At 64.0% G+C, this 24,960-nt stretch carries 19 protein-coding genes and 2 pseudogenes; 11 read left to right on the top strand and 10 right to left on the bottom strand.

The genetic code is table 11. The features are described 5' to 3' along the window. Positions 1-192: 192 nt before the first annotated feature. Positions 193-540 carry a hypothetical protein gene (locus AB6802_RS08260; protein WP_371009563.1) on the bottom strand — a complete coding sequence of 116 codons (348 nt, stop codon included), beginning with the start codon at positions 538-540 and terminating at the stop codon, positions 193-195. Between AB6802_RS08260 and AB6802_RS08255 the strand changes: the two genes are divergently transcribed. After that, complete coding sequence (locus AB6802_RS08255) at positions 539-1,558, top strand: chemotaxis protein CheB (protein ID WP_371009562.1); 1,020 nt, start codon at positions 539-541, stop codon at positions 1,556-1,558. The genes AB6802_RS08260 and AB6802_RS08255 overlap by 2 nt on opposite strands. Here the strand turns inward: AB6802_RS08255 and AB6802_RS08250 are convergent. The 3 genes from AB6802_RS08250 to AB6802_RS08240 form a co-directional block, all read right to left on the bottom strand. After that, positions 1,548-1,916, bottom strand: a complete 369-nt coding sequence (locus AB6802_RS08250; protein ID WP_371009561.1) for a response regulator — start codon at positions 1,914-1,916, stop codon at positions 1,548-1,550. The two genes, AB6802_RS08255 and AB6802_RS08250, sit on opposite strands and share 11 nt — an antisense overlap. After that, positions 1,873-6,294 (bottom strand): PAS domain S-box protein, encoded by a 4,422-nt coding sequence (locus AB6802_RS08245; protein ID WP_371009560.1) that lies wholly within the window; start codon positions 6,292-6,294, stop codon positions 1,873-1,875. The genes AB6802_RS08250 and AB6802_RS08245 overlap by 44 nt, the downstream gene beginning before the upstream one ends. A gap of 317 nt (positions 6,295-6,611) precedes the next feature. Then, positions 6,612-8,780 carry an ATP-binding cassette domain-containing protein gene (locus AB6802_RS08240; RefSeq protein WP_371009559.1) on the bottom strand — a complete coding sequence of 723 codons (2,169 nt, stop codon included), beginning with the start codon at positions 8,778-8,780 and terminating at the stop codon, positions 6,612-6,614. Positions 8,781-8,919: 139 nt separating this feature from the next. On the opposite strand from AB6802_RS08240, the pseudogene AB6802_RS08235 reads away from it, so the two are divergent. Beyond that, a pseudogene (locus tag AB6802_RS08235) lies at positions 8,920-9,128 on the top strand (GyrI-like domain-containing protein); the annotation flags it as partial. 37 nt (positions 9,129-9,165) lie between these two features. Here the strand turns inward: AB6802_RS08235 and AB6802_RS08230 are convergent. Continuing rightward, positions 9,166-11,028, bottom strand: a complete 1,863-nt coding sequence (locus AB6802_RS08230; RefSeq protein ID WP_371009558.1) for a putative bifunctional diguanylate cyclase/phosphodiesterase — start codon at positions 11,026-11,028, stop codon at positions 9,166-9,168. A gap of 660 nt (positions 11,029-11,688) precedes the next feature. On the opposite strand from AB6802_RS08230, the gene AB6802_RS08225 reads away from it, so the two are divergent. From AB6802_RS08225 to AB6802_RS08215, 3 genes are read left to right on the top strand one after another with little or no spacing between them, the layout of a single operon-like run. Beyond that, on the top strand, positions 11,689-11,967 hold the full coding sequence (locus AB6802_RS08225; RefSeq protein WP_371009557.1) for a hypothetical protein: 279 nt from the start codon (positions 11,689-11,691) through the stop codon (positions 11,965-11,967). A 42-nt stretch (positions 11,968-12,009) separates the two neighbouring features. After that, positions 12,010-12,843, top strand: a complete 834-nt coding sequence (locus AB6802_RS08220; RefSeq protein WP_371009556.1) for an SPFH domain-containing protein — start codon at positions 12,010-12,012, stop codon at positions 12,841-12,843. Further along, a complete protein-coding gene (locus AB6802_RS08215; protein ID WP_371009555.1) occupies positions 12,840-13,376 on the top strand; it encodes a hypothetical protein in 537 nt (178 codons plus the stop codon). The genes AB6802_RS08220 and AB6802_RS08215 overlap by 4 nt, the downstream gene beginning before the upstream one ends. A 45-nt stretch (positions 13,377-13,421) precedes the next feature. Here AB6802_RS08215 and ssuD read toward each other — a convergent pair whose 3' ends face one another. From ssuD to tauA, 4 genes are all read right to left on the bottom strand, one after another. Beyond that, positions 13,422-14,573, bottom strand: a complete 1,152-nt coding sequence (gene ssuD, locus AB6802_RS08210; protein WP_371009554.1) for an FMNH2-dependent alkanesulfonate monooxygenase — start codon at positions 14,571-14,573, stop codon at positions 13,422-13,424. Between the two features lie 38 nt (positions 14,574-14,611). Next, entirely contained in the window at positions 14,612-15,454 is an 843-nt protein-coding gene (locus AB6802_RS08205; RefSeq protein WP_371009553.1) for an ABC transporter permease subunit, read from the bottom strand. Then, complete coding sequence (locus AB6802_RS08200) at positions 15,451-16,245, bottom strand: taurine ABC transporter ATP-binding protein (protein WP_371009552.1); 795 nt, start codon at positions 16,243-16,245, stop codon at positions 15,451-15,453. Before AB6802_RS08200 ends, AB6802_RS08205 begins: the two co-directional genes overlap by 4 nt. 67 nt (positions 16,246-16,312) lie before the next feature. After that, the gene (tauA, locus tag AB6802_RS08195; protein ID WP_371009551.1) at positions 16,313-17,320 is read right to left on the bottom strand and encodes a taurine ABC transporter substrate-binding protein; all 1,008 of its coding nucleotides are present in this window, start codon (positions 17,318-17,320) and stop codon (positions 16,313-16,315) included. 394 nt (positions 17,321-17,714) lie between these two features. On the opposite strand from tauA, the gene AB6802_RS08190 reads away from it, so the two are divergent. Continuing rightward, positions 17,715-18,158: a hypothetical protein gene (locus AB6802_RS08190; RefSeq protein WP_371009549.1), complete on the top strand. Its 444-nt coding sequence runs from the start codon at positions 17,715-17,717 to the stop codon at positions 18,156-18,158. A gap of 47 nt (positions 18,159-18,205) precedes the next feature. Here AB6802_RS08190 and AB6802_RS08185 read toward each other — a convergent pair whose 3' ends face one another. Next, positions 18,206-18,856 carry a glutathione S-transferase family protein gene (locus AB6802_RS08185; RefSeq protein ID WP_371009548.1) on the bottom strand — a complete coding sequence of 217 codons (651 nt, stop codon included), beginning with the start codon at positions 18,854-18,856 and terminating at the stop codon, positions 18,206-18,208. Positions 18,857-19,204: 348 nt separating this feature from the next. Between AB6802_RS08185 and AB6802_RS08180 the strand changes: the two genes are divergently transcribed. The 5 genes and pseudogenes from AB6802_RS08180 to AB6802_RS08160 all read left to right on the top strand — a co-directional run bounded on the left by AB6802_RS08180 (position 19,205) and on the right by AB6802_RS08160 (position 24,905). After that, positions 19,205-19,864, top strand: a complete 660-nt coding sequence (locus tag AB6802_RS08180) for a hypothetical protein (RefSeq protein ID WP_371009547.1) — start codon at positions 19,205-19,207, stop codon at positions 19,862-19,864. A 79-nt stretch (positions 19,865-19,943) separates the two neighbouring features. Next, positions 19,944-21,091 (top strand): annotated as a pseudogene (locus AB6802_RS08175) (amidohydrolase). Positions 21,092-21,302: 211 nt separating this feature from the next. Continuing rightward, positions 21,303-22,163 (top strand): xanthine dehydrogenase family protein subunit M, encoded by an 861-nt coding sequence (locus tag AB6802_RS08170; protein ID WP_371009546.1) that lies wholly within the window; start codon positions 21,303-21,305, stop codon positions 22,161-22,163. Continuing rightward, positions 22,163-22,639 carry a (2Fe-2S)-binding protein gene (locus AB6802_RS08165; protein ID WP_371009545.1) on the top strand — a complete coding sequence of 159 codons (477 nt, stop codon included), beginning with the start codon at positions 22,163-22,165 and terminating at the stop codon, positions 22,637-22,639. The genes AB6802_RS08170 and AB6802_RS08165 overlap by 1 nt, the downstream gene beginning before the upstream one ends. A 1-nt stretch (position 22,640) precedes the next feature. Continuing rightward, positions 22,641-24,905 carry a xanthine dehydrogenase family protein molybdopterin-binding subunit gene (locus AB6802_RS08160; RefSeq protein ID WP_371009544.1) on the top strand — a complete coding sequence of 755 codons (2,265 nt, stop codon included), beginning with the start codon at positions 22,641-22,643 and terminating at the stop codon, positions 24,903-24,905. The last annotated feature ends 55 nt before the right edge of the window (positions 24,906-24,960 follow it).

The raw sequence follows: 24,960 nt of genomic DNA, 5'->3' as shown, positions 1-24,960 counted from the left end.
CGACCTCAAAAAACAAAGGCCCCACACGCACCCCATGCTCGATGAGACGCGGCGGGGCCATGCTGCCCTTGTCCGGCCTTGCCGGACGCGATGTGCTACGCGGAAAATTGTGCGCTTGCGAAATAGAACACGAGCAAACGCACGCTTGTCAACGGTCAGGCGCTTGAATCATGGGTTCCAGCGGTTGGCGGCCTATCCCCCTGCCCGCAGGGTTATGAGGTTCTTGCGAAGATTGCCGCCTAACCGTCCCCGGCCTTTTCGGCCCTGGCGCAGGCGCTCGGCAACGCGATCTTCGCCGCGACCGGAGAGCGCGTGCGACGGCCGCCATTGCGCGGGCGGTCTGACGGCCGGCAGGCCGCGCCCGCCGACCACGTACAGGTCGAGCTCGATCCTGCGACGGCGCAGTTCTGTCCTGGACACCGACAGCCTCGAAAGCGGCCATCCCGTGCCAGGCATGATTGTGATCCATGCGCCTTGAGATTCAGAACCTTCCTCGCGCTCGGGCGTTGGTGGAACGAACCAAACGCCGAACACCGCCATGACGCACTCGACAATTATCGCAATCGGTACCTCGGCGGGTGGGGTCGATGCGTTGCGCGGTCTGGTCGCCGCGCTGCCGCAAGCGTTTTCGGCCCCGATCCTGATCGTTTTGCATATCGGTGCGCATCGAAGCGAACTGCCCGGTATATTGAATGCCGCCGGACGCTTGCCGGCAAAACACCCCGACAACTCCGAAACGATCGCCGCCGGCCACATCTATGTCGCGCTGCCCGATCACCACATGGTCGTCTCGGATGGCAAGCTGCGTCTGTTGAGAACCCCGAAGGAGAACTGGGCGCGGCCGGCCATCGATCCGTTGTTCCGGAGCGTGGCCGAGGACTATGGTCCAAACGCGATCGGCGTGATCCTGACCGGGCTTCTCAACGATGGCTCGCTGGGGCTCGGCGAAATAAAGCGCCGCGGCGGTATTGCGATTGTCCAGGATCCCGACGACGCGGCATATCCGGAGATGCCGGGCAGCGCGGCAGCGCATGTGGCGCCGGACCGACTGGTGCCGTTGTCCGAAATGCCCGGATTGCTTGTGGAACTGGTCAACGGAAAGGATGGAAAGGATGCGCCCATGCCGAACAAGCCTTCTCAACCCGGGCCCGGGCTGACGTCTCCGACGATCGACCGCGAAAAATTCGATCGGCCGACGGCGCTAACCTGTCCGGAATGCGGCGGCGCGCTGCACAGATCCGAAGACGGAACGATCATCAAGTTCGACTGCCATATCGGTCACAGCTATACCGGCGAGGTGCTGGCCTCGGCTCAATTCGACGAAATGGAGCGGGTCATGCGGGCCGCCGTCAGATTTCTGAACGAGCGGGCCGAATTCTGCCTGGAAATGGCAGAACAAGCCCGCCTGCACGAGCCTGGCGCGGCTCCGCAATGGGAAGCCGCCAGCAAGCAGGCGCTCGACCGGGCCTACAAGCTTCGCGCTCTGGTCGAGCAAGACTGGCTCATGCCGGAAGCCTTCGGCGCAATGTCGGGACGGATGCGTAAAGTCAGCGGCTGAGCGTCAAGGTCGCCGCCATCACCCGTTCCAACTCCCGCGGGTCGTAGGGTTTGCGCAAAGTGGTGACGTGACGATATTTGTCGACAAGACCTTCGCTGCCGTACCCGCTCGCAAATATGAAAGGGATGCCGCGCTCGTGAAGAATATCGGCAACCGGGAAGGATTGGCTGCCGGCCAGATTGATATCGAGAACCGCGAAATCGATGTTTCCCTCGCGAGCGAATTTTATCGCTTCGGCCACGCTGGCGGCAGTGCCGACGACGTGGTGACCCATTTCGTCCAGCAAACTCTCAAGATGCATGGCGATGAGGAATTCATCCTCGACGACCAGAACGTTCCATGTCTTCCGGCTTGTCACTCTTGTCCCCCAAGAGATCTCGCCCGGCAGGCATAGGTGCGTCTATCACGCAGACGACGCCAGCGGATTCGTAAGCAACGCTTACGTTGCCGCCAAGTTCCATTGCGAGCGCCCGTTCGATCAGACGCGAGCCGAAGCCCTTGCGCTTTGGCTTGCCGACCGGCGGTCCGCCGCTTTCCTCCCAACGCAAGGTCAAGCGGCGCTTATCCCCCTCGCCTTCAAGTCGCCAGACGATGACGACACGGCCCCTGTCGTTGGAGAGCGCGCCATATTTGGCGGCGTTGGTCGACAACTCGTGCAATGCCATGGAAATTGCGAGTGCCACGCTGGGCGTCAGATGGACGTCGGGTCCCTCGATCCGAAAGCGGTTTTCTCCGGCGTGAGGCTTGACCGTATCGGCGACAATCTCGACGAGCCGCGCACTGGCCCAGCTTTCACGGGTAAGGACGTCGTGCGCCTTGGCCAGATTGATAAGCCGGGATCCGAATGCCTCTCGCGCCTCCGCCATCGTCGCGGAGCTGTTCAAGGTCTGGGAGGCAATGGACTGGATGACCGCCAACGTGTTCTTGACGCGATGATTGAGTTCGCCGATCAGGATTTTGCGGTGCTCGTCGGCGCGCCGGCGCTCGGTCATGTCACGCGCGATCTTGGATGCGCCGATGACCTTGCCCCGGTCATCCTTCAGCGGCGAAATCGTCAGGGAGACCCAGACCAGGCTGCCATCCTTGCGCCGCCGGACGGTTTCATAGTGGTCGATATGCTCCCCGCGACCAACACGTTCAAGAATACCTGCCTCTTCGCCGTGGCGACTGGGCGGGATCAAGGTCAAGATGGATTTGCCGATGATTTCGTCGGGCGCGTAGCCGAACAGGCGTTCCGCGCCCTTGTTCCAGCTCGTTATGATATCGTCGAGATCCTTGCTGATGATGGCGTCATCGGAGGATTGGACGATCGCCGCGAGCCGCTCCGCAAGCGCCTCGGCCTGCTTTCGCTCGGTGATGTCCACCAGCATGTTGACCGCGCCGGTGACTTCGCCTGAGGCATCGCGAAGCAGGGTCGGATAGGAGATGTAGGGGATGCGAACGCCATCCGGCCGCTCGCACACCGCCTCCGCTCCGCGCTTTACCTGCCGCTTTTCCCTCAGGGCTATGGCCAATGGGGTCTCGTCGTGCGGCAGCAGCTTTCCGTCGGGTGTGTATATCCGCCAGGAACCGTTCCATCGATCCGAACCGAGCTTCGGCTCGCGGCCCCAGAGTTCGGCCGCGGCCGGGTTGTAAAAAGTGATCCGGCCCGCGGCGTCGGTTGTATAGACCGCGCCCGGCAGCGCTTCGATCAGGTCCTTGAGGCGCTGCTGGTTGCGCAGGGTCTCCCTTTCGCTTTCCTTGCGCTCGGTGATATCCTCGATGGCGAGCAGGATCAGGTGACTGCGCCCGTTATTATGCCTCAGCTTGCTGGCGTTCAGCAGCATCCATCGCCGCCCTGTGTCCCGGAATTCGTGTTCGACTTCGAAATCGACGACCGCGGAACTCTTCGACAAGACTTCGTCCAGCAGCGTCCGCAGGGTGGGAATGTTCCATTGGCCATTGCCGAGCTCATAGATGAGCTTGCCTTCGGTTTCTGGCTTGCGGACATGGAACTGGTCGTAGAAGGCGCGGTTGGCTGACTTTACTTGCAGCGAGCCATCCAGGACCAGCAAGGGCTGCCGCGTCGTCTCGACGATGGTTTCGGCATAGACGCGCGCTTCATCGCTCGCGTCGGCGGCGTGCTTGCGTTCCGTGATGTCGTTGAACGTGACGACCACGCCAGCGATCCGGTTGTCGCGGGTGCGGTAAGGCAGCATGCGCCGCAAGAACCAGCGCCCGGCATCGCTGGGCACCTCGGCCTCGATGGGTGTAAGCTTCTTCAATACCGTTTCGGCATCGGTTATCAGGTTTTCGTCGGCGAACTTGCGGGCGAAGTGGGCGATCGGACGGCCGATGTCGGCCGAAACAAGATCGAAGAGCTCCCTGGTCGTGGGAGCGAACCATTTTACGCGCAACTTTTCATCCAGGAAAAGCGTCGCGGTTTCCGATCCGGTCAGCAGGTTGTTGAGATCGTTGGTGACCGCTTCCAACTCGCTGATCTTGTGTTGAAGCTGGTTGTTGACGGTGTTCAGTTCCTCGTTGAACGATTGCAGCTCTTCCTTGGAGGTTTCCAGTTCCTCGTTAGTGGACTGAAGCTCCTCATTCATCGAGGTTGCTTCCTCGTTGGAAGCCTTCAACTCCTCGTTGGCGGTTTCGAGGTGCTCGACGGTGCTGCGCAACTCGGCGCGCGTCGCTTTCAGTTCTTCCTGCAGCGCGCGCTCGCTGGAAGCGGCCTCCGTCGTTTCGTCACGCGCGGCCGGCGGACCCGCACTGACTTCAGTTCCAAGCGGCGTGAAGCTGACGAGCAGGTGGCCATCTTCTCCGGGCCGGCCGCTAAGCGGTATGACCGTCATCGCGACCGCGCCGCCGGTCTTGCTGGGCCGGATGCGGGCATTGACCGTTATGCTTCTGTTTTCCCTGGAAGCGTCGCGGATCGCGGACCGAAGTTTGAGAGCCAGCCCTTCGCGGACCATGCTCAGCAGGTCCCGTGTCGGCTCGCCGGGCGGCTGCTCCAGATAATCCCTCGTCGTTCCATGGAAATAGAGCGCGCGGCCTTTGCGATCGATCAGGACGGATGCCGGAGCGTAGCGCTCAAGCAGGGCGCGCCGCGCTGTTTCGGCGGCCGGCGCGGCCTGCTCGGCGGGGGTCAGCGCTGTATTGCCGGTCTGGTCTGGTCCCACGGGTGTGCGGTGCTCCCGATAGTCGATAAGGTCGTGCCGCGTCGGTCCGACACGGCGATATATGCGCCATTTTTTCGAGCGGGTCTCAAACAGATCGTCGTGGCGGCCAACCGTTTCGGCATTGCCAAGGAACAGATGCCCACCGCGATGCAGCGCAAAATGGCAGAGCGCGATAACGCGCTGCTGCGCCTCGGGTTCGAGATAGATCAGGAAATTGCGGCACGAGACCAGATCCAGCCGTGAGAAGGGCGGATCGCGCAGCAGGTTCTGTTGCGCGAAGACGATCGTGTCGCGAAGTTCCTTGGTGACCTGATAGTTGCCATCCAGCCTTTCGAAGAAGTGCTGGACGCGCTCCGGCGGGAATCCGACCAGGGCAGCAGCCGGATAAACGCCATCCCGCCCCTTGCGAAGATTGTCCTCCTGCGCGTCGGTGGCAAACACCTTGAGATCGAACCGCTTTCCAACCGCCGCCGCCTGCTCCATGACCAGCATGGCAATGGAATAGGCTTCCTCGCCCGTCGAGCAGGCGGGAACCCAGACCCGGATCGTGTCGCCAGACTCTCTTTTGGCGACCAGCGGAGCGATCACCAGATCCGACAGCGTCTTCCACGCCTCGGCGTCGCGGAAGAACCCGGTCACGTTGATCATCAGGTCCGAGACAAGCGTGGCGATTTCCTCGGGGTTGGCCCGCAACTCGGTCAGGTATTCACTCAGCGTCTGGATGTTCCTGAGACCCAGGCGGCGATGAATGCGCCGCCGCTGGGTGCTGCGCTTGTAATTGCCGAAATCATATCCGGTACGGGCGCGCAGCAGCTCGCGAACCTGCTCGATCTTCGCCTCGCCGCCGCCCAATGCGGTGGGGGCAGCTTCCGCGGGCACGGCGACGTAGTCGTGGCGCGTGTAGGCAACTACGATTTCCGGCATCTGTTCGGGAGCCAGGACGTGGTCGGCCAAATTCGCGACTATTGCGCTCCTCGGCATGCCGTCGAATTTCGCGGTTTCGGGAGCCTGGATGAGGCTCATCCCGCCTTCTGCCCGGATTTCCTTCAAGCCATCGGTGCCGTTGCTGCCGGTTCCAGACAACACGATGGCGACGGCCCGTTCGCGCTGATCCCTCGCAAGCGAGCGGAACAGCGCATCGACCGGGTGGCGATGACCGCGCGCATCCGCCGGCCGTGAGACGTGCAGCAGGCCGTCGCGAACGGTCAGTTCGGTGTCGGGAGCAATGACGAAGACATGATCGGCAACGATGCGCATGCCGTCCTTGACCTGCGCGACCCGCATCCTGGTATGCGACGCCAGCACGCGCGCCATCTCGCTTTCGTGCTTCGGGTCGAGATGCAGAACCACCACGAAAGCGCAACCGCTGTCCGACGGCATGGCGTCGAAGAAACGGCCAAGCGCCTCGATGCCGCCGGCCGACGCACCGATGCCGACGACGGAAAGGGCAGGACGCTCAACACTGCCTTCCCTGAGCGTGTCGAGGCCACTCCGGTCGGACGTCTCCGGTTTGGTGGCTGCGTCAGCTTCCGGTCTTGAACGCCGTGAGGGCTTCCCAGTCTTTTTGCCTGCCATCGATCCCCACGTGCCACACCCGCAACGCGACCACGGACCCTGTCCGGAGCGTCGATTTTCGCACTCCACCCCACCCTCGGCAACTTCTATTTGGACCGCCGGCGCGATCGCTCGCCAAGCCACCTGCCGATCGCCGCCAGGGCCATCGCATAGGGATTCATGTGAAGAGCACCCCACCCTAACCTTCCCCAAAAGGGAACGCTGCCGCGCCAGTCGCTCTTGACGGTCATGGTCGAAACTTCGGTAATCCTGCCGAGACCGGCGCCGGCGGAGTCTCCCTGCCCCTCCCGATCGCCGGGTGGCGAATGGCCTTTCGGCTATTTCCCGCGCGGCGCCTCCGGGCGGGAGCCACTGCCCCATAGCGCGCGCTGCAACAGGCCGCGCTTCTTCTTGCCCGGTATGAGGTCGACGTCGCTGACCAGCCTGGCGCCGCCCTTTTGCCGCTCCAGCGTGATCTTGCGGGTGTGGAAGGCTTCGAGCTCGGCGCGGTGCGCGACGCTGACGATGGTGACGTTGGGCAGTTCGCGGATCACCGTCTGCATCATCTGGTCCTGGCTCTTCTCGTCCAGCGCCGAGGTCGCCTCGTCGAGCACGACGATGTCGGGAGCGTGCAGCAGCAGGCGCGCGAAGGCCAGGCGCTGCTTTTCGCCGCCCGACAGCGTCTGGTCCCAGGGGGCTGCCTTCTCCAACTGGTCCTTCAGGTGGCCAAGGCCAACCTTGTCCAGCGCCGCCTTGATGTCGGCCTTCTTCCACTTGTCGGCGGCGGCGGGATAGGCTGTGGCGCGGCGCAGCGTGCCGGACGGGATGTAGGGGCGCTGCGGCAGCATGAAGAGCCGCCTGTCGGGATGGAAATCGACGCTGCCGCTGCCCCATGGCCACAGACCCGCAATGGCGCGGACAAGCGTCGACTTGCCGGAGCCGGATTCGCCCGAGACCAGCACGCGCTCCCCGGGTTCGATCACCACCTCGGTTTCCTTGACCACGGAAGTGCCGTCGTCGAGGGTGACGGACAGATCGTCGAGAACAAGCATCGCGCTGCCTTTGGTCTCGCCATGCTTGATACGGCCGAGCTCTTGCGATTGCTCGGCGCGCTCCAGCCCGTCGAGCGACATCATCAGCGAGGCGATACGATGGGCCGACGCATTCCAGTCGGCGAGCCGCGGATAATTGTCGACCAGCCAGCCGAAGGCGCCCTGCACGATGGCGAAGGCGGACGCGGCCTGCATGACCTGGCCGAGCGACATCGAGCCATCGAGGAATTTCGGCGCGCACAAAAGCACCGGTACGACAGGCGCGAACAGGCTGGAGCCCTGTGAGACCAGCGCGGTACGCATGTGCTGGCCGGTGAGGCTCGCCCAACGCTTCAACACGCCGGAAAAGGTGCGGTCGATGCCGGCGTTCTCCTCCTCCTCGCCGCCGAGCAGCGCGATGCTCTCGCCATTTTCACGCACACGCGTCAGCACGTAGCGGAACTCGGCTTCCGCCTGGTTCTTGTCCTCCGAGAGGCGGACGAAATGGCGGCCGATAAAGAACATCGAGGTCGAGGTGATCGCGGCGTAGATCACCGCGGTGACGACCAGAAAGCCGGGAATGGTGATTGCCCGGCCGCCCAGCGTGATGCTCAGCGCCCCGCCGATGGTCCACAGCACCACGATGAAGGTCGAGGCCGCGAGGAAGGCGTTGAGGACGCCGGCGACGAAATCGACCGGCGACTCGGTGGCGATACGCAAATCCTCCGTCAGGCGAGCTTCCGGGTTTGCGTGGTCGCCCTTGACAAGGTTGAGTTGGTAGTAGCGGCCATGGTCGAGCCAGCGCGCGATGACCGAGGTGGTGACCCAGGAGCGCCAGCGCCGCTGCATGGTCATGCGCATATAGACCTGCGCGACCACAAGGCTGATGCTGCCGGCGACCAGCGGCAGGAAGACGGCGCTCAGCCAGTAGACTGTGTGGGCGTCGCGCTGTTCGATGGCGTCGAAGATGGCGCGATTCCAGCGGTTGATGCCGTATTGGAAGCCGACATTGGTGACGATCATGACCAGCAGCCCGATCGTCAGCGGCCAGGCGAGTTTGTCGCCATGCAAGCCCCAGTAGCCGCGACCGCTGATCCAGAAACGCCTGAGCAGATACTTCTTGCGCGCCCGCTCGGCCTCTTCGGGGGTCAACTCGGGATCGGGCTCGATGGACTCCGGCGGCGGCGGCGCTGCCTGGCCGACGACTTCCGAGGCGGCTTCGAGAGTTGATGGCTGCCCCTCAAGCTTGTTTTCGGACGGCGGGTGCGCGCTCTTACGTTGCGCCTTGCTGTTTGGCGCGTTGTTGTCCTGCGCCTTTTCTTCTGGCGCTTCGTCTCGTGCCAGCCGGCGCGGCTTCGCGGCGCCAGGCTGCTTCACCTGGCGCGGTTTCTGATGACGCGCCTTCGGGCGCGGCTTATTTGCACCGCGCGGCGTGGCGCTATCGGCCGGTTTGGGTTTGGGCTTGGCCGGGGGCATCGCGCGACAACGGCCAGCAGGTCAAAAAGTTTCATGGAGGCGGCTCATCCAACCATGAGACGTAAAGCCGCCATCCGGTTCGGTCCTGTTGCGGCTGGTACCTGTCGATGCATCTCAAACCGCAAGATCGGTCGATCACGCGGGCGTAATCCCCGGCGGGCGCTGCGCGGCGCTGCGCGTCAACGGCGCATCCCACAATCTGGGAACTCCCGCGCTCTACCTTAATCGCGACCGGCTTCCGGCCAGCGGCGAGGAAGCGCGCGACTTCCCGATTTATTGCTAGCGACGGCTCTCCCTGGGCGCCCGCTCCACGACGTGGTCGCGGAACTGTTCCTGCCGCTGAAATAGCATTTCCTGACGGTGGCTTGTTCGATCGCGCCGCCAGTCAGGCGGCGCTGCCACTGCGGGGGCTGGGCAGCGGCTCGAAGAAGGCGTCGGCGGCGCTGCCGCCAGCCGCTTCGAAAGCCAGCGCTTCACGCATCGGGAGTGCCGCCGAGAAGAGAAAGCCCTGTGCGATCATGCAGCCCAGCGAGCGCAGGATCATGCGGTCGGCGTCGGTCTCGACGCCTTCGGCCATCACCTCGATGCCGAGCGTGCGGCCAAGGCCGATGACCGCCTCGACGAGCGCCTGGTCCTCGACCGACTTCGCCAGGTCGCGGACGAAATCCTTGTCGATCTTGATCTTGCGGATGCGGCTGTCCTTCAGCGACACCAGCGTCGAAAAGCCGGTGCCGAAATCGTCGAGCACGATCGAAATGTCGGCGTCGGCCAGGCGGCCGACCTTTTCGTCGACCCGGTCGCGGTCGACCGGCGCTTCTTCCGTGATCTCTATCTCGAGCATGGCGGCGGGCACGCCCCTCGCCTTCAGCCCGTCCAGGATCATGTCGTCGACATTGCCTGCTTCGAGCTCGCGCGGCGACAGGTTCATCGCCACCCGGATATCCTGACGCCCGTTCTTCACCAGTTCCGTGATCATCGAGCAGCAATTGAGGAACACTGTCTCGGTGAGCAAGGACAGCAGGCCGGTCTCGCGTGCAGCGGTGACGATCTCGGGTGGGGAAATCGACCCATGGACGCCATGCTGCCAGCGCAGCAGCGCTTCGAAGCCGACCACCGCATTGCTGTCCAGCCGCACGACGGGCTGGAACCAGGAGCAGAGCGCGCCGGCCTCGATGGCGCCGCGCAGGTCGCGCTCGATGCACTGCTTGCGTTCGAGCGCCTGGTCGAGCTCGGCATCGAACAGACAATATTCGTTCCTGCCGCTGCGCTTGGCCGCGTAGAGCGCGAAATCGGCCCGCAGCAGCATCTCGGTCAAGCGCGGTTTCTCCGACACATAGATGCCGATCGACGCGCCGACACGCACCGATTTCAACGCCGGATCCGGGCTGGCAATGGCGGCGATGATCGCGGAGGCAAGCGCGCTGGTCGATTGCAGGAACCCGCCGGTCGGGAAAAGCAGGACGAACTCGTCGCCGCCGATGCGCGCGATCGTCGCGCCTTGCGGGGCATGGTCCTCGATCCGGCGCGCAACCTTGACCAGCAGGTCGTCGCCGATGTTGTGGCCATAGGTGTCGTTGACCGATTTGAAGCCGTCGAGGTCGATCAGCATGGCCACGAACGGGCCGTCGGCAAGTCCGAGCCGGCCAATCGCCTGATCGAGCCCATGCCGGTTGAGCAGGTTGGTCAGCGGATCGCGCCTGGAATTGCGCTCCATCTCGGCGGCGAACTCCCGCGCCTCGTATTTGAGACGGCTGGTCTCGCGAAAACGGTCCTGTCCGATAAGCGCGCTTCTGATCATGCCGCCGAGGAAAAGCGCGACCGTGAAGGCGAGCACATAGTTTTCGAGACCGCCTTTCGCAGCCAGGCATCCGGCGGCGATCAAAAGCGGCAGCACGGTGAAGTTGATCGAAGCCCGCGCGTAGGACGGGCTGTAGGTCACCGAACCGGCCGATATGCCGGCAAGCACGATCAGATAAAGCGGCGCCTCAAGCGTGGTGTAGCCGTCCGACAGCATGGCCAGGAAAGACCAGGCAACGCCCGACGCCAGCGCCAGCAGGCCATAAAGCGAAAGCCGGGCGCCGACGGCTCGCGGGCTCATGTCGGCGGTGTCCGGTTGGGTCGCGGCCAGCGCCACGCGCATGATATTGATCGCGCTGATCGCGGCGAACCACGGCACCGCGGCAAGGCCGCCGCCCGAAAGCAGTTGCACGGCCAGGATCAGTGCCGAGAGCACCGTGCCGATGGGCATCGAGATAAAGATGCCCTTGCGCAGATCAGCGAGTTGATCCCTTGAAATTCCGGCGGCCACGGTTTCGCTTTGCTCCCGAGGATCGGGGCCAGCGACCTGCCGCTCATAGTGTCTCGCCATGCCATAGTGGTTAGGCGAGCGGGATGAAAATCGTGTTAAGGATTTCAGCGCTTTACGGCGGATTTCCGCGATCGGGGGCAACGCGCGGCCCGATGTCAGGCGAACACCTCTCGATAATGTGTATGGCCGCCGTTTAAGAATTCGCTTATGAATGATGCAACATTGCTCATCCATAGCTCTCGGACAGCATCGTCCGGGAAGAATTGTTATTGACGAATTGCGGGAGGGGATGCTTCAGGGCGGCACATTGACGCTCCGGAGCGAGTGACGGCGATCTCAACATCTTGAATCCGGCAATCAACACGGGCCACTTCGTGGGTTCGGGTTTTTATCTTTTGCCTTATATTCCGATTTGATCAGGTTTCCATGTCGCATCTCATATTTATACTTGCCCTCGCATTCATAGCCTGGCGTTGGAGCAGGCGCCTACGCCCGAAGAACGACATTCGACCGAATGTCGACCGGCCTGGGTCGCCGCGGGCCGCATCCAACGACGATGACGACGATGATGTCGAAGACATCGCCACCGATGTCGCCGGGGTGGTCTCGACCCTGTTTGGCGGGAAAAGCCCAGAGCTGATCGAACAGGCCGTCGAACGGGTCATACGCGAGTCCAGAACTGGCTCCAGCCGCGCATACCCCGAGGCGATCGCGCCGATCGTGAAAGCAGTTTCATCGACGAGATCGGCGTCCAAGGCGCGCGACAAGAAGCGGGTCAAATATCTGCTCGACAGCGATGCAGGCTACCGGCAGCGCACCGACCGCACCGCGCGGCTCGAGCAATCCTTCAGGGGCAAAGGCCTCTGTTCACCGCGCTAAGCGCAATCCACGGGTTTTGGATACAACGGAGGGGAATTCAAAATGGCTATCACCAGGCAGGTCATCACGTCGCTGCAGCGCGACGGCACCGACGCGCTCGGCACCAGGACGGTGGCGATGAAGATCGTCGACGAAAGCATCGTTTCAGGCTCGCTGCTGACCGTGGAAAGCAACCATTTCTGCATCCTGAAATCGCGCGGCGCGGTGCTCAATGTCTACGAGACCGGCCAGTATGCGCTGCAGACGCCCGACAAGCCGTTGATCGGATCGGTGGTGCAAGGGTTCTTCGGCGGTTCGTCGCCCTGGGTCTACGAAGTCATCTACATCAACCGCTCCAAGCTTCTGGTGCGCAACGAGGGCATCGCCACCAGCGCCGAGATGGCCGAGATGTCCTATGTCGTGGACTATTATATCCACATCGACAGCAAGGAAGAGGCGCTCGATCTCATCACCCACATGCCGTTCGCCGGCGCGGTGATCGATACCAAGGAGATCGCCGACTATGCCGGGCCGGCCATCGAGCAGGCGATCAACCAGATCATCCAGGTCACCAAGATGGAGCACATCAACGAGCGCATCAGCGATGTGCGCGAGGCCGTGAAGGTGCATCTCACCGATTTCCTCGCGGTCTACGGCATCATGCTCAACGACCTCAAAGTGCTGATCACGCCGCGCGACGAACGCATGCGCGAGCTGATCTCGCTGCAGGCGATCGGCCTCAGCCCGATCGAGGCGGTGCGCTATTACCTGGCGTTGCGCATGGCCGACAAAGGCTTGGTTTCCGCGCCCAACGCGGCGGCCGGCGTGCCGTTCCAGATCGGCGGCCAGCCGACGGGCTTCTATCCGCTCGGCGACGAAGTGGGGGCGACCAGATGAGCCGCTTCTACGATGCCGGACCGCTCGCCAAGGTCGGCATCAACCTTTTCTACGGCTACGGCTACAATTTCTACCGCCTGGAGAACCAGTTCCGCGCCGACGATCAGCGCGTGCGCCAGATGGCGTGCACGCTGCTCGGGCGGGCGCGAGCGGGCATCGACGCGGCCGAGAGCCGCTACCGGCGCGAGAACATCCAGGCGCCCACCCGCGCCAACCCGTTCCCCGACGCGGCAATCGTCGCCAACGCCCAGGCGCTCGAGCGGCTGGGCGGCGAGATCGGCAGGCTCGAAGGGCTGATCCGCCACCAGCCGGTGCCGGAGAACGACCGCATGACCCAACGCTACCGGCAGGAGGGCAACACGCTTGCAGCACTTGCCGAGAAGGACGCGGTGCTCGTCGGGCAGGCGGAGCTTTTGCGCTCGATCGTCGAGGGTGCCGCCAGCGACAAGATCCTGGCCAGCAAAGGCGAGATCGAGGAAGGCATTGCCGCAATCACGGCGACATTGCGTGAGAGGCAAACCTTCTTGTCGTGAGCCGTTGATGGAGGTGCCGTCCCTTTCCTATGGCGCACCAGGCCTTCACGATGCGGACGCAGCGACCTTGGGGGACACACCGCGTCCGAACTCCACATCCCAGCTGCGCTCTGCCAGCGCGGCTTCACCGCTCAGTCCGAGTTTCGGGAAAAGCAGTTCGGCGACGTTGAACGCCTCTTCCAGGTGTGGATAGGCGGAGGCGATGATCGTTTCGATGCCGATCCCCTGATATTCTCGAATGCGTGCTGCCACATTGTCGGGATTGCCAACAAGGGCCGTTCCCGCGCCGCCACGCACCAGCCCCGGTCCCGCCCACAGGTTCGGACCGACAACCAGTCTGTCGCGCCGACCCTGATGCAGTGCCGACATGCGCTTTTGGCCAACCGATTCCGAGATGTGGACAAATCCGTTCTGGGCTTCGGCGATCAAGTCGTCGGTGACGTGGCTGATCAGCCGGTCGGCCGCGGCCCACGCCTCGTCCTCCGTTTCGCGCACGATCAGATGAATGCGCAGGCCGAAGCGCATCGTGCGGCCTTGCGCCGCCGCGGCCACCTTGACGCGGCCGATCTTCTCGGCAAGCTGGTCCACCGGCTCGCCCCAGCTCAGATAGGTGTCGACGTGCTTGGCGGCGATCGCGATGCCGGCGTCTGAAGAACCTCCGAACCACAGCGGTGGATGAGGCTGCTGAACCGGCGGGAAGGAGATGTCAATGCCGTGCGCGGATAGGTACTTGCCCTCGAAATCCGCCGGCTGGCCTGAAAGGATGCGCCGCCAGATGGTCAGGAACTCGTCGGTCTGCGCATAGCGCTCGTCATGGCTGAGCTTGTTGCCGTCGCCGGCGAGGTCGGCCGGATCGGCTCCGGTGACGACATTGAGCAGCACACGGCCGCCGGAAATGCGGTCCAGCGTGGCCGCATGACGGGCGAACAGCGCCGGTGTGCCGCTGCCCGGCCGCAGCGCCACGAGGAATTTCAGCCGTTCGGTGAGCGGGATCAGCCCCGCCGCCACGATCCAGGCGTCCTCGCACCGCGTGCCGGTCGGCAGGAGCACGCCCTTGAAGCCAAGCCGGTCGGCGGCCTGGGCGATCTCCTTAAGGTAACCGAAGGTCGCCGGGCGGTGCCGTTCGTCCGTACCGAGATACGGTCCGTCGCCATGGGTCGGCAGGTACCAGTAGAGGTCGAGCGGGTTGCTTGACATCGGTTTGTTCCTTCAGCGATTGCGGAATTGGGCAAGCGTCAGATCTTGCCCTTCCAGGGGATGAGGCGGTGCTCCAGCCAGCGCATGCCGCTGGTGAAGGCGAAGGCAAGGACGGCGATGACGATGAGGCCAACGAAGACGACGTCGGTGGCGAGGAAGTTGGCGGCCGACATGATCATGTAGCCGAGGCCGGACTGGGCCGCGATCAGCTCGGCCGCGACCAGCGTCGACAATCCGGCGCCGATGGCAATCTTCAGGCCGGTCATGATTTCCGGCAATGCGGACGGTAGGATGATGCTGGTGAACAGTTGCAGTCGGCTGGCGCCAAGCGACAGCGCGGCATTGATCCGTTCAACGGGCACCGACCGGACACCGGCCTGTGCGGCAAAGCAGATCGGGGCAAAGGTCGACAGCGACAGGAGCACGATCTTGGAGGTCTCGCCGATACCCAGCCAGATAATCAGCAGCGGCAGGTAGGCCAGCGGCGGCAAGCCCCAGTAGAGGTCGATCGGCACGCTGAAGATGCCCTTGACCCAGCGATTGAGGCCCATCAGCAGGCCGAGCGGAATGCCCAGGAAGACACCAACGCTGAGCGCCGCGGCGATGCGGCCAAGGCTGGCCAGTGTGTGCTCGAGAAGCGTGCCGTTGGCATAACCGTCGACCCAGACGGCGCTGAACTGGGTCAGCACCTCGGCCGGCGACGGCAGGAACAGTGGCGATGCCCATTCGAAATGCGCGGCGAGGAACCACAACGCGATCAGCGCAGCCAGCGTGACCAGGCTGATGGCGAGCGTGCTTGTCGATGCTGACCGGCGCCGCCGGGACGTCGCGCGATTGGCTGTCGAAGAAAATGAAGTACCCGAATTGGCGGCAAGCGTCATTGCAAGGTTCCTGTGCGGGCGCCTTCCGGCTGATGGATGAGCGAGCGGATTTCCTGACGCAGTTCGATGAAACGCGGATGGGACTGGATCGGCCCGATGTCGCCACTCTCAGCAAACTCCCGAACGAAATCGACGTCGAACCGGGCGACGATGCGGCCCGGCCGGGGCGACATCACGACGATGGTCGTGCCGAGCGTCAGGGCCTCCTCGATGGAATGGGTGATGAACAGGATCTGCTTGCCGGTCTTGGCCCAGACCGAGGCCAAAAGCTGCTGCATCGTCTCGCGCGTCAGGCTGTCGAGGGCGCCGAACGGTTCGTCCATCAGCAGGATCTTCGGATCGGTGGCCAGAGCCCGCGCGATACCGACGCGCTGGCGCATGCCGCCGGAGAGTTCATAGGGCGGCTTTTCGGCGAAATCGGCGAGCCCTACCAGTTCCAGCAGACGCCGCGACCGCTCATGGCGCTCGCCACGCGGCACGCCCCGGTATTTCAGCCCGAGAGCAACATTGTCCAGGACATTGGCCCAGGGCAGCAAGGTATCCTTCTGGAACACGACGCCACGATCGCCGCCCGGCGCGACGATCTCCTTTCCGTCGAGCGTGATCGAGCCTTCGCTAAGCGGCAGGAAGCCGGCGATCGCGTTTAGCAAGGTCGACTTGCCGCATCCGGAGGCACCGACGGCGACGACGATTGAATCCGGAGCGATGTCGAGCGAGACGTGATCGAGCGCGTGTACCTCCTGGCCGTCCGAGGCTGGAAAGGTGACGCTGGCGTCGCGAATTCGAAGCATGGTGGCCTCCAAGCAGTCTGGCCGGCGGGATTGCCGCCAGCCAGAACCGAATGTCGTTCAAGGATTTCTAGTTGGACGCCTTGGCGGCCTCCGCATATTGCGGATCGGCGGCCACGGCGTAGCTGTCCTTGATGGCGGTGATCTTCTTCTGGTCCTTCAGGAAGCCGGCGGTGTCCTTGAGGATTTTCGCAACGGCGCTCTTGTCGCCACCGCCCAGCCATTTGTCGGAAACCTGTTCCTCCAGCGGCGGAACCACCGTGGTCTTCAGCTGCTCCGAATTCTCGGCCGCCGTGCCGCCCTGCAATTTGGCGATCGCCTTAGCGTTCTCGGAATCCGGTCCCCAGGCAGCCGGATTGCCCAGGTAGGACGTGGTGTAGCCGTCGATCAACCGGACATACTGGCCCAGGAAGTCGGGATTGGCCTTGGCGAAATCGCCGGTCGCCACCAGCGCGCTGAAGGTCGGCGCGCCACGATCGGCAACCTGGCCGGCCGTGAGCAGCACCTTGCCGTTCTTCTTGAGTTCGGAGAGTGCCGGATCCCAGACGAACGCCCCATCAATGTCGCCGCGCTTCCAGGCAGCGACGATCTCGGGCTGCGGAATTGCGATGACCTGGGTTTCCTTTTCGGAAATGCCTTCCTGCTTCAAGACTGCGAGAAGCTGGTAGTGGTCGGTGGAGACTGGTGCGGCGGCGAGCTTCTTGCCGCGCAGGTCGGCCGGCGTCTTGATCTCGGGCCGCACCACCAGGGCTTCGCCGTCACGCGAGACTGACGAGATGTAGAACGCCTTGACGTCGATACCCCTGCTGACGGCCGCAGCGAACGGGCTCGATCCGACATCACCGATCTGGACGTCGCCGGATGCGATTGCCGCAAAGATGTCGGCGCCGGAATTGAAGCGGCGGAATTCGATGTCCCAGCCGGTCTTCTTGGCAAGATCGCCATTGGCGATGCCGAGATTATAAGGGTTGGCGCCGGTCTGGTAGGCGATGACGACTTTCTTGTCAGCGGCAAGCGCCGCGGCGGAGGAGGCCGCCAGGGCAAGCCCGACAAGGGCAACGGAAATGAGTTTTCGCATGGCATTCAATCCTTTTGAACAGAGGGCACAGCCTCGATTGCCAGCCCTGATCGAGGGGCCGACAATTAAAGTCCACTAATATTATAGACTTAGACAGGAATGAAATTCCGAAAGGCTGGTCCGCGATAAAATAGAATTTGGCTTCAACACGAACCGACCCCAAAGGATAATCCCCAGGCAGATACCCGAGGGTCGGCCGCGTCACGGCGACCTTGCACGATCGGCAGACCTTCTTGTCGTGAGCAGCATTTTGCGTCCACCATCCGACTCGCCTCGTCACGGTCGTCCCGCGACCGGATTTGGTTCGCCTGCCTGGAACCAATGACGGGCCATAACTGTTTACGCTGACCTGCCTGGACGACCGGGCATGCGGCCATCTTGAGGAGTTGCCATTATGAACCTTTCGTCCGGATTTCGTTCCATCGCTGTTGCAGCCATCGCCGCCGCGGGCGTCAGCCTTGCCAGCGCCGCGCATGCCGATTCAGGCACGATCCGTTTCGCCGTCTACAAGGCGGCCTTCTTCATCGGCGGCTCCGGCGGCGAAGGCACGCTGACCTTCCACGGCAAACGCTATCCGATCTCGGTCGGGGGCATCTCCGGCGGCCTCGCCTTCGGCGCTTCCAAGACCTATTTCCAGGGCACCGTGCGCCATATCCGTCGCGCCAGCGATGTGACCGGTGTTTATGGCGCGGCCGGCGGCGGCGGCACGATCGGCAAAGGCGCGCAGGTCATCGTCATGACCAATGACAAGGGCGCGCAGCTCGAGCTCTCCGGCCGCCAGGTCGGCCTGCAGGTCAACGCCGATCTCAGCGGCATCAGCATCGCGCTGAAGCGGTAATTCGCTTTAACGGTGGGGGTGGCCGGCATTTGTACAGCCGGCCCCCTTCACTCGTCTTCCGTAGCTTTGAACACCGCGAATTGGGCCTCGTACGCGCGTTTGAACGCTGGCCGCGCCTCGCCGCGGGCCACATAAGCGGCGAGGTTCGGATATTCTTCCAGCAGGCCTGACACGTTCAACCTGCGCAGCACCGTCACCATCATGACGTCTCCGGCGCTGAAGCCGCCGTCGAGCCATTCGGCATCGCCGAGGCGCGTGGAAAGCGGACCGAGCCTGTCGCGGATGCGGTCCTTGACCAGGGGCATGCGCTGCGCGGCCCGGCTCTCATTGGCCTCCGCGAATTTTGCGACCTGCAGTTCGAGGATCGGCGCCTCGATGGTGTTGACCGCGCAGAACATCCAGCTGATCGCGCGTGCCCGGGCGTTAATGTCTTGCGGCAGCAGACCGGGGTGTCGCTCGGCGATATGCAAGACGATCGCACCTGTCTCGAACAGGACGAGGTCGTCCTCCTCATAGGTCGGGATTTGCCCGAAAGGCTGGAGCGCCAGATGCGCCGGTTCCTTCATCTGCCTGAACGAAAGCAGCCGGACATCGTAGGGCTGGCGCACCTCCTCCAGCGCCCAGCGGACGCGCATGTCGCGCGCCTGCCCCTTGCCGCGATCGGGCGAACGTTCGAAGGCGGTGATGGTCGGGGTCATGGGAAGCTCCGTCTTGGCGATCTGGTCGGCGGCTTGCGCCGTTCGTGCCCAAGGACGGGCGAGCGTAGGCGATCCCGACAAATCCAGCTCCACTATTTTCGGCCGCGCGGTCCGGACTGCCGCGCTGATTTGGACTACCGGCCCAGAACAGCAACGCCCGGGCGTTGGGAGGATTGTGTATCATTTCCCCGCAGCCTGCTCGATCGGGTCGGCGTGGGGCCGGCGCCGGAGATCGCCGATGAGGTGACCGGCGCGAAGCGGCTGGCGGGGCTGCCGCAGTAGCGTGACAAGCGCCCGGCGGACCGCCCTGTTAATGGTGCATTAGCCCGCGCCGCCCAGAATAGGCGGATGAAGGCTTCCGACCCGTCCAATGCCGCGTTCGGTCGACGCGGGCGCCCTGTCGGCGCGCCGGCGACGACGCCTGTCCGCGCGCCGGAGAAAGCGCGCGGCAACGGCTTTGTGCTCAGCCTGGCCGGCCTGGCGGGCATTGCGGTTGCGGTTGTGTTCGCTTTTTTATGGACGCTGCCGCATATCGAGGCGCTCGATGGTGAAACCGCGCAGGCGCAACAAAAGATACTCGCGATCGTCAATCAGCCAATCACGCATCTCGCCCGCTCGGGGCCGGTGACGGTGTTCTCGCCGGGCTGGTTCCACGAAGGGGCGATCAAACCTGACTTCAACACTGTCGATATCCGCGCCACGCAGGAACTGAGCTACCAGGGCAATGTCTCCTCGGACATCGACCCCAAGGAGATGTTCATCGGCAGCGAGCTCGAATTCAATGCGATGACCAAATATTTCTACATCGACCGCGGCCTGCCGAAGAAGCGGCTATCCGAGCGGGAGATGGTCGAGATCAACAGCCTCTACCGCGTGCTCGGCCACAATGAGCGGTCCGTGATGATCCAATGGCTGATGCTTGGAGGCCTGCTCGTGTTCGCCATCCTCGGCCTGGCTTTACCGCTGGTGGCGCGCCAACGGCCGGAAAACCCTAGGCCGATGGCCTAGCGGAATTGATCGGCATGGCACGGCGCGAGAAAAACCCTGTCGTGTTTGTGTGATCGGCAAGCGAATTGGAGTCCCGCCTATGACCCTCACCAACCGAGACCTTGTCGAGTTGACGCAATGGCGGCGCAAGCTGCACCGGCGGCCGGAGATTTCCAATGAGGAGGAGAAGACGGCCAAGGAGGTCGTCGCCTTTCTCGCCGATACCGGACCGGACAAGGTGCTGACGGGGCTCGGCGGCCATGGCGTGGCGGCGGTCTATGACAGCGGCCAGGCAGGGCCGACCGTGCTGTTCCGCTCGGAGCTCGACGCGCTGCCGATCGAGGAGCTTTCGGGCGTCGAGCATTCCTCGCAAGTGCCGGGGAAGTCGCATATGTGCGGCCATGACGGGCACACCGCGATCCTGGCGGCGCTCGGCCGCCAATTCGGACGCGAGCGGCCGGCGCGCGGGCGCGTGGTGCTGATGTTCCAGCCGGCGGAGGAGACGGCAACGGTGCCGCCGGCGTCGTCGCCGATCCGCGTTATTCGGAGATCGCGCCCGACTTCGCCTTTTCGCTGCACAATATGCCGGGCGTGCCGTTCGGCGAGGCGCGGCTGAAGGACGGCGTGGTCAACTGCGCCTCGCGCGGCATGCGCATCAGGCTGCAAGGCAAGACCGCGCATTCCTCGATGCCGGAAACCGGCGTCTCGCCGATGCCGGCGATAAGCGAGCTGATGCCGGCGCTGCCCGCGCTCGGCCGCGGCACCTTCGCCGACGACGATTTCGGCATGGTTACCGTCACCCACTGCTCGATGGGCGAAGCCGTGTTCGGCATCGCGCCCGGCTACGCGGAAGTCTGGGCGACGCTGCGCACCCGCCGCGACGAACGGATGGCCGAACAGGTCGCCGCAGCCGAAGCGCTGGCGAAAGAAATCGCGACGAAGCATGGCCTGAAGGTCGCCTTCGACTATCACGAAATATTCGTCGCCAGCGTCAATGCGCCGGACGCGGTCGAGCACCTCAACCAGGCGCTCGACGAGGAAGGCGTTTCTCGCAGCGAGGCGGCGCTGCCGATGCGCGCTTCCGAGGATTTCGGCATTTTCGGCCACAGCGCCAAGTCGGCGATGTTCTTCCTCGGCGCCGGCGAAAAATATCCATCGCTGCACAATCCCGACTATGATTTCCCCGACGACCTGATCCCGATCGGCGCGCGCATCTTCATGCGTACGGCGCGCAATCTGTTGGGATGAATGGCTTCCAACGATAATCGTCCGTCCCCAAGGGACCGGTAGCCTCAAGGCAGGCGTATGCCGGCGGCGGTTGGACCGCTCTTTGCCGCCTCTGGCCCAATCGCGCCATGCCACGTAGCGGGTGGCCATTATAAACAGAGGCTTTATAACGGTCGCTATAACCCGGCCCCTCATAACGGTCGGCGACATTGCAGATACCTAAGGGGAGACGATGCGTTACATACGTCCGCTTTCAATCGAAGATGCCGTTGGCGAGCTTGCCAAGGCGGTTGGGCCAGCCGCGATCCTTGCCGGCGGCAGCGATCTTCTGGTCCGCATGAAGGGCGGCTTCATCGAGCCGGAGCTGATCGTCGACATCAAGCGCATCGGCGGCTTCAGCGACATCACCGAGACGGCCGAGGGTTTCAGGATCGGCGCCGCCGTGCCCTGCGCTGTATTGGGCGAGAACGCGGCGCTTAAGAAGGCCTGGCCGGGCGTCGTCGAGGCTGCCAAGCTGATCGGCTCCAAGCAGGTGCAGGGTCGTTGTACGATAACCGGCAATCTGTGCAACGCCTCGCCCGCCGCCGACAGCGTGCCGGCTTTGGTGGCCGCCGGCGCCAGGGCGATCGTCGCCGGGCCATCGGGCAAGCGCACCATTGCGGTGGAGGCTGTGCCGACGGCGCCCGGCCGCACCTCGCTCGCCAAGGGCGAGATCGTCGAGGCGATCCTGCTCGACAAGCGGCCGGCGCATGCCGGCGACGCCTATCTGCGCTTCATTCCGCGCACCGAAATGGACATTGCGGTGGTCAGCGCCGGCATCAACCTGACGCTGGACGAGCAAGGCGCGATCAAGACCGCCCGCGTGGCGTTGGGCGCCGCCGCACCGACCGTGCTGCTGGTCGAGGAAGCGGGAGAAGTGCTGATCGGCTCCAGGCTCGACGAAGCGACGCTGGAGCGGCTGGCCAAGATCTGCGCCGGCGCCTGCCGTCCGATCGACGACAAGCGCGGTACCATCGAATTCAGACGAAAAGTCGCGGGTGTGCTGGCGAAACGCGTCGCCGCTACCGCTTACAAGCGCGCGGGAGGCAAATGATGGCCGGCATAGCGGTTTCAACGACGATCAACGGCGACACGGTGGAGTATCTCTGCCAGCCCGACGAGACCCTGCTCGACGTGCTGCGCGACCGCCTGGGCCTGACCGGCGCCAAGGAGGGCTGCGGCACCGGCGACTGCGGCGCCTGCAGCGTCATCCTCGACAACCGGCTGGTCTGCTCCTGCCTGGTGCTCGGCGCGGAAGCCGAGGGCCGCAAGATCGAGACCATCGAAGGCATGGCGCATGGCGAGCAGTTGCATCCGCTGCAGCAGAAGTTTCTCGAGCATGCGGCGCTGCAATGCGGCATCTGCACGCCGGGCTTTTTGATCGCGGCCAAGGACCTCTTGGAAAAGAACCCCTCGCCCACCGAGGAGGAAATCCGCTTCGGGCTCGCCGGGAACCTGTGCCGCTGCACCGGCTATGACAAGATCGTGCGCGCCGTCCAGGACGCGGCCACCATGATGAAGGGAGCCTGAGATGAATTTCGATCCGCGCTTTTCAGGCCGCAAATTCGCCTCCGTCGGCACAAGGCCGATTCGCCCCGACGGCGTCGACAAAGTCACGGGACGCGCCCGCTACGGCGCCGATTTCAACATGGCCGGCCAGCTGGTCGGCCGCGTGCTCAGAAGCCCGCATGCCCATGCGATCATCAGGAAGATCGACACGTCGAAGGCTGAAAAGCTCAACGGCGTGAAGGCGGTGATCACGGCGAAAGACCTGCCCGACCTCACCGACGGCGATGCCGGGATGTACGACATCCTCGACAATTGCATGGCGCGCACCAAGGCGCTCTATGACGGCCATGCGGTGGCTGCGGTCGCCGCCGTCGATGCCCGTACCGCCCGCCAGGCGCTGAAGCTGATCGAGGTCGAGTACGAGGTGCTGCCGCATGTCACCGATGTCGACGAGGCGATGCAGCACCACGCCCCCCTGATCAACGACACGGTATATACCGAAGGCCTCGAGCAGAAGCCGGCAAAGCCCTCCAACGTCACCAAGCGCAGCCAGTTCGGCCATGGCGACGTGCATGCCGGCTTCGGCCACGCCGACCACATCATCGAGCGCTCGTATAAAACCGAGCAGACGCATCAGGGCTATATCGAGCCGCATGCCTGCGTGGCGAACGTCAATCTCGACGGCACGGCGGAACTGTGGGTGTGCACGCAGGGCCATTTCGTCTACCGCCAGCATTGCGCCCAGTTGCTCGGGCTGGAGGCTTCCAAGCTGCGCGTCACCTCGTCGGAGATCGGCGGCGGTTTTGGTGGCAAGACGCATGTCTGGGCCGAGCCGGTGGCGCTGGCGCTGTCGCGCAAGGCCGGCCGTCCGGTGAAACTGGTGATGACCCGCGACGAGGTGTTCCGTGCCTCGGGCCCGACCAGCGCCACCTCGATCGACATCAAGATCGGCGCCCGCAAGGACGGCACGATCACGGCCGCAGAGGCGACGCTGCGCTACACCAGCGGCCCTTATGCCGGCACCTGGGCCGAGATCGGCGCCATGACGGCGTTTGCCTGCTACAAGCTCGATAACGTCAAGACGGTCGGCTACGAGGTGCTGGTCAACCGGCCGAAGACCGCGGCCTATCGCGCGCCCTCGGCGCCGATGGCGGCCTTCGCGGTGGAAAGCGCTGTCGACGAGCTCGCCGATGAGCTCGGCATCGACCCGGTCGAGTTCCGCATCAAGAACGCCGCGCAGGAAGGCACCCGCTCCTCCTACGGCCCGGTCTATGGCCCGATCGGTATCGGCCCGACGCTGGAGGCGGCAAAGCACCATCCGCACATGAAGGCGCCGCTGAAGGCCAACCAGGGGCGCGGCATGGCCTGCGGCTTCTGGTTCAATTTCGGCGGCCAGACCTGCGTGGATCTGAACATCGGCATGGACGGCTCGGTGTCGCTGGCCGTCGGCACGGTGGACGTCGGCGGTTCGCGCGCGTCGCTGTCGTTGGTGGCGGCGGAGGAGCTCGGCATCGACTATTCCCAGCTCAAGGCGATCGTCGCCGACACTTCTTCCCTCGGCTACAACGACATGACCGACGGCAGCCGCGGCACCTTCTCGTCCTCGATGGCGACCATCTCGGCCGCCCGCAACGCGATCAAAATCCTGCGCGACCGCGCCGCGCAGATGTGGGACATCCCGGTGGACGACGTGGTCTGGGAAAAGGGCCATGCGATCGCCAAGGGCGACAAATACGGCAACCTCTCGCCGCTGTCGCTCAAGGAGATCGCCGCCCAATCCGGCAAGACCGGCGGGCCGATCGCCGGCCATAGCGAGCTGGTCGCCGACGGCGCCGGCGTCTCCTTCGCCACCCATATCTGCGACATCGAGATCGACCCCGAGACCGGCGCGACAAGGGTGATCCGCTACACGGTGATCCAGGACGCCGGCAAGGCGGTGCACCCGACCTATGTCGAGGGCCAGTACCAGGGCGGTGCCGCGCAAGGCATCGGCTGGGCGCTCAACGAGGAGTATATCTACGGCAAGGACGGACGGCTGCAGAACGCCGGCTTCCTCGACTACCGCATCCCGGTCTGCTCCGACCTGCCGATGATCGACACGCAGATCCTGGAAATCCCCAACCCCAATCACCCCTATGGCGTGCGCGGCGTCGGCGAAACCTCGATCGTGCCGCCGCTGGCGGCGATCGCCAACGCGGTGTCCAACGCCGCTGGCGTGCGCATGACCCACATCCCGATGTCGCCGCCGAGGATCCTCGCGGCCATCGAGGCGGAACGGGAAGGCTGAGGCTGAAAGGTGCGCAGCAGCTTTCGGCTCACGCCACTGCCGTATGGGAATTGTC

This window comes from Mesorhizobium sp. RCC_202 (genome assembly GCF_041355295.1).
In the GTDB taxonomy this organism is placed as follows: Bacteria; Pseudomonadota; Alphaproteobacteria; order Rhizobiales; family Rhizobiaceae; genus Mesorhizobium.
The sequence above is the reverse complement of the archived record's forward strand: the minus strand, read 5'-3'. Positions and strand labels throughout refer to the sequence as shown.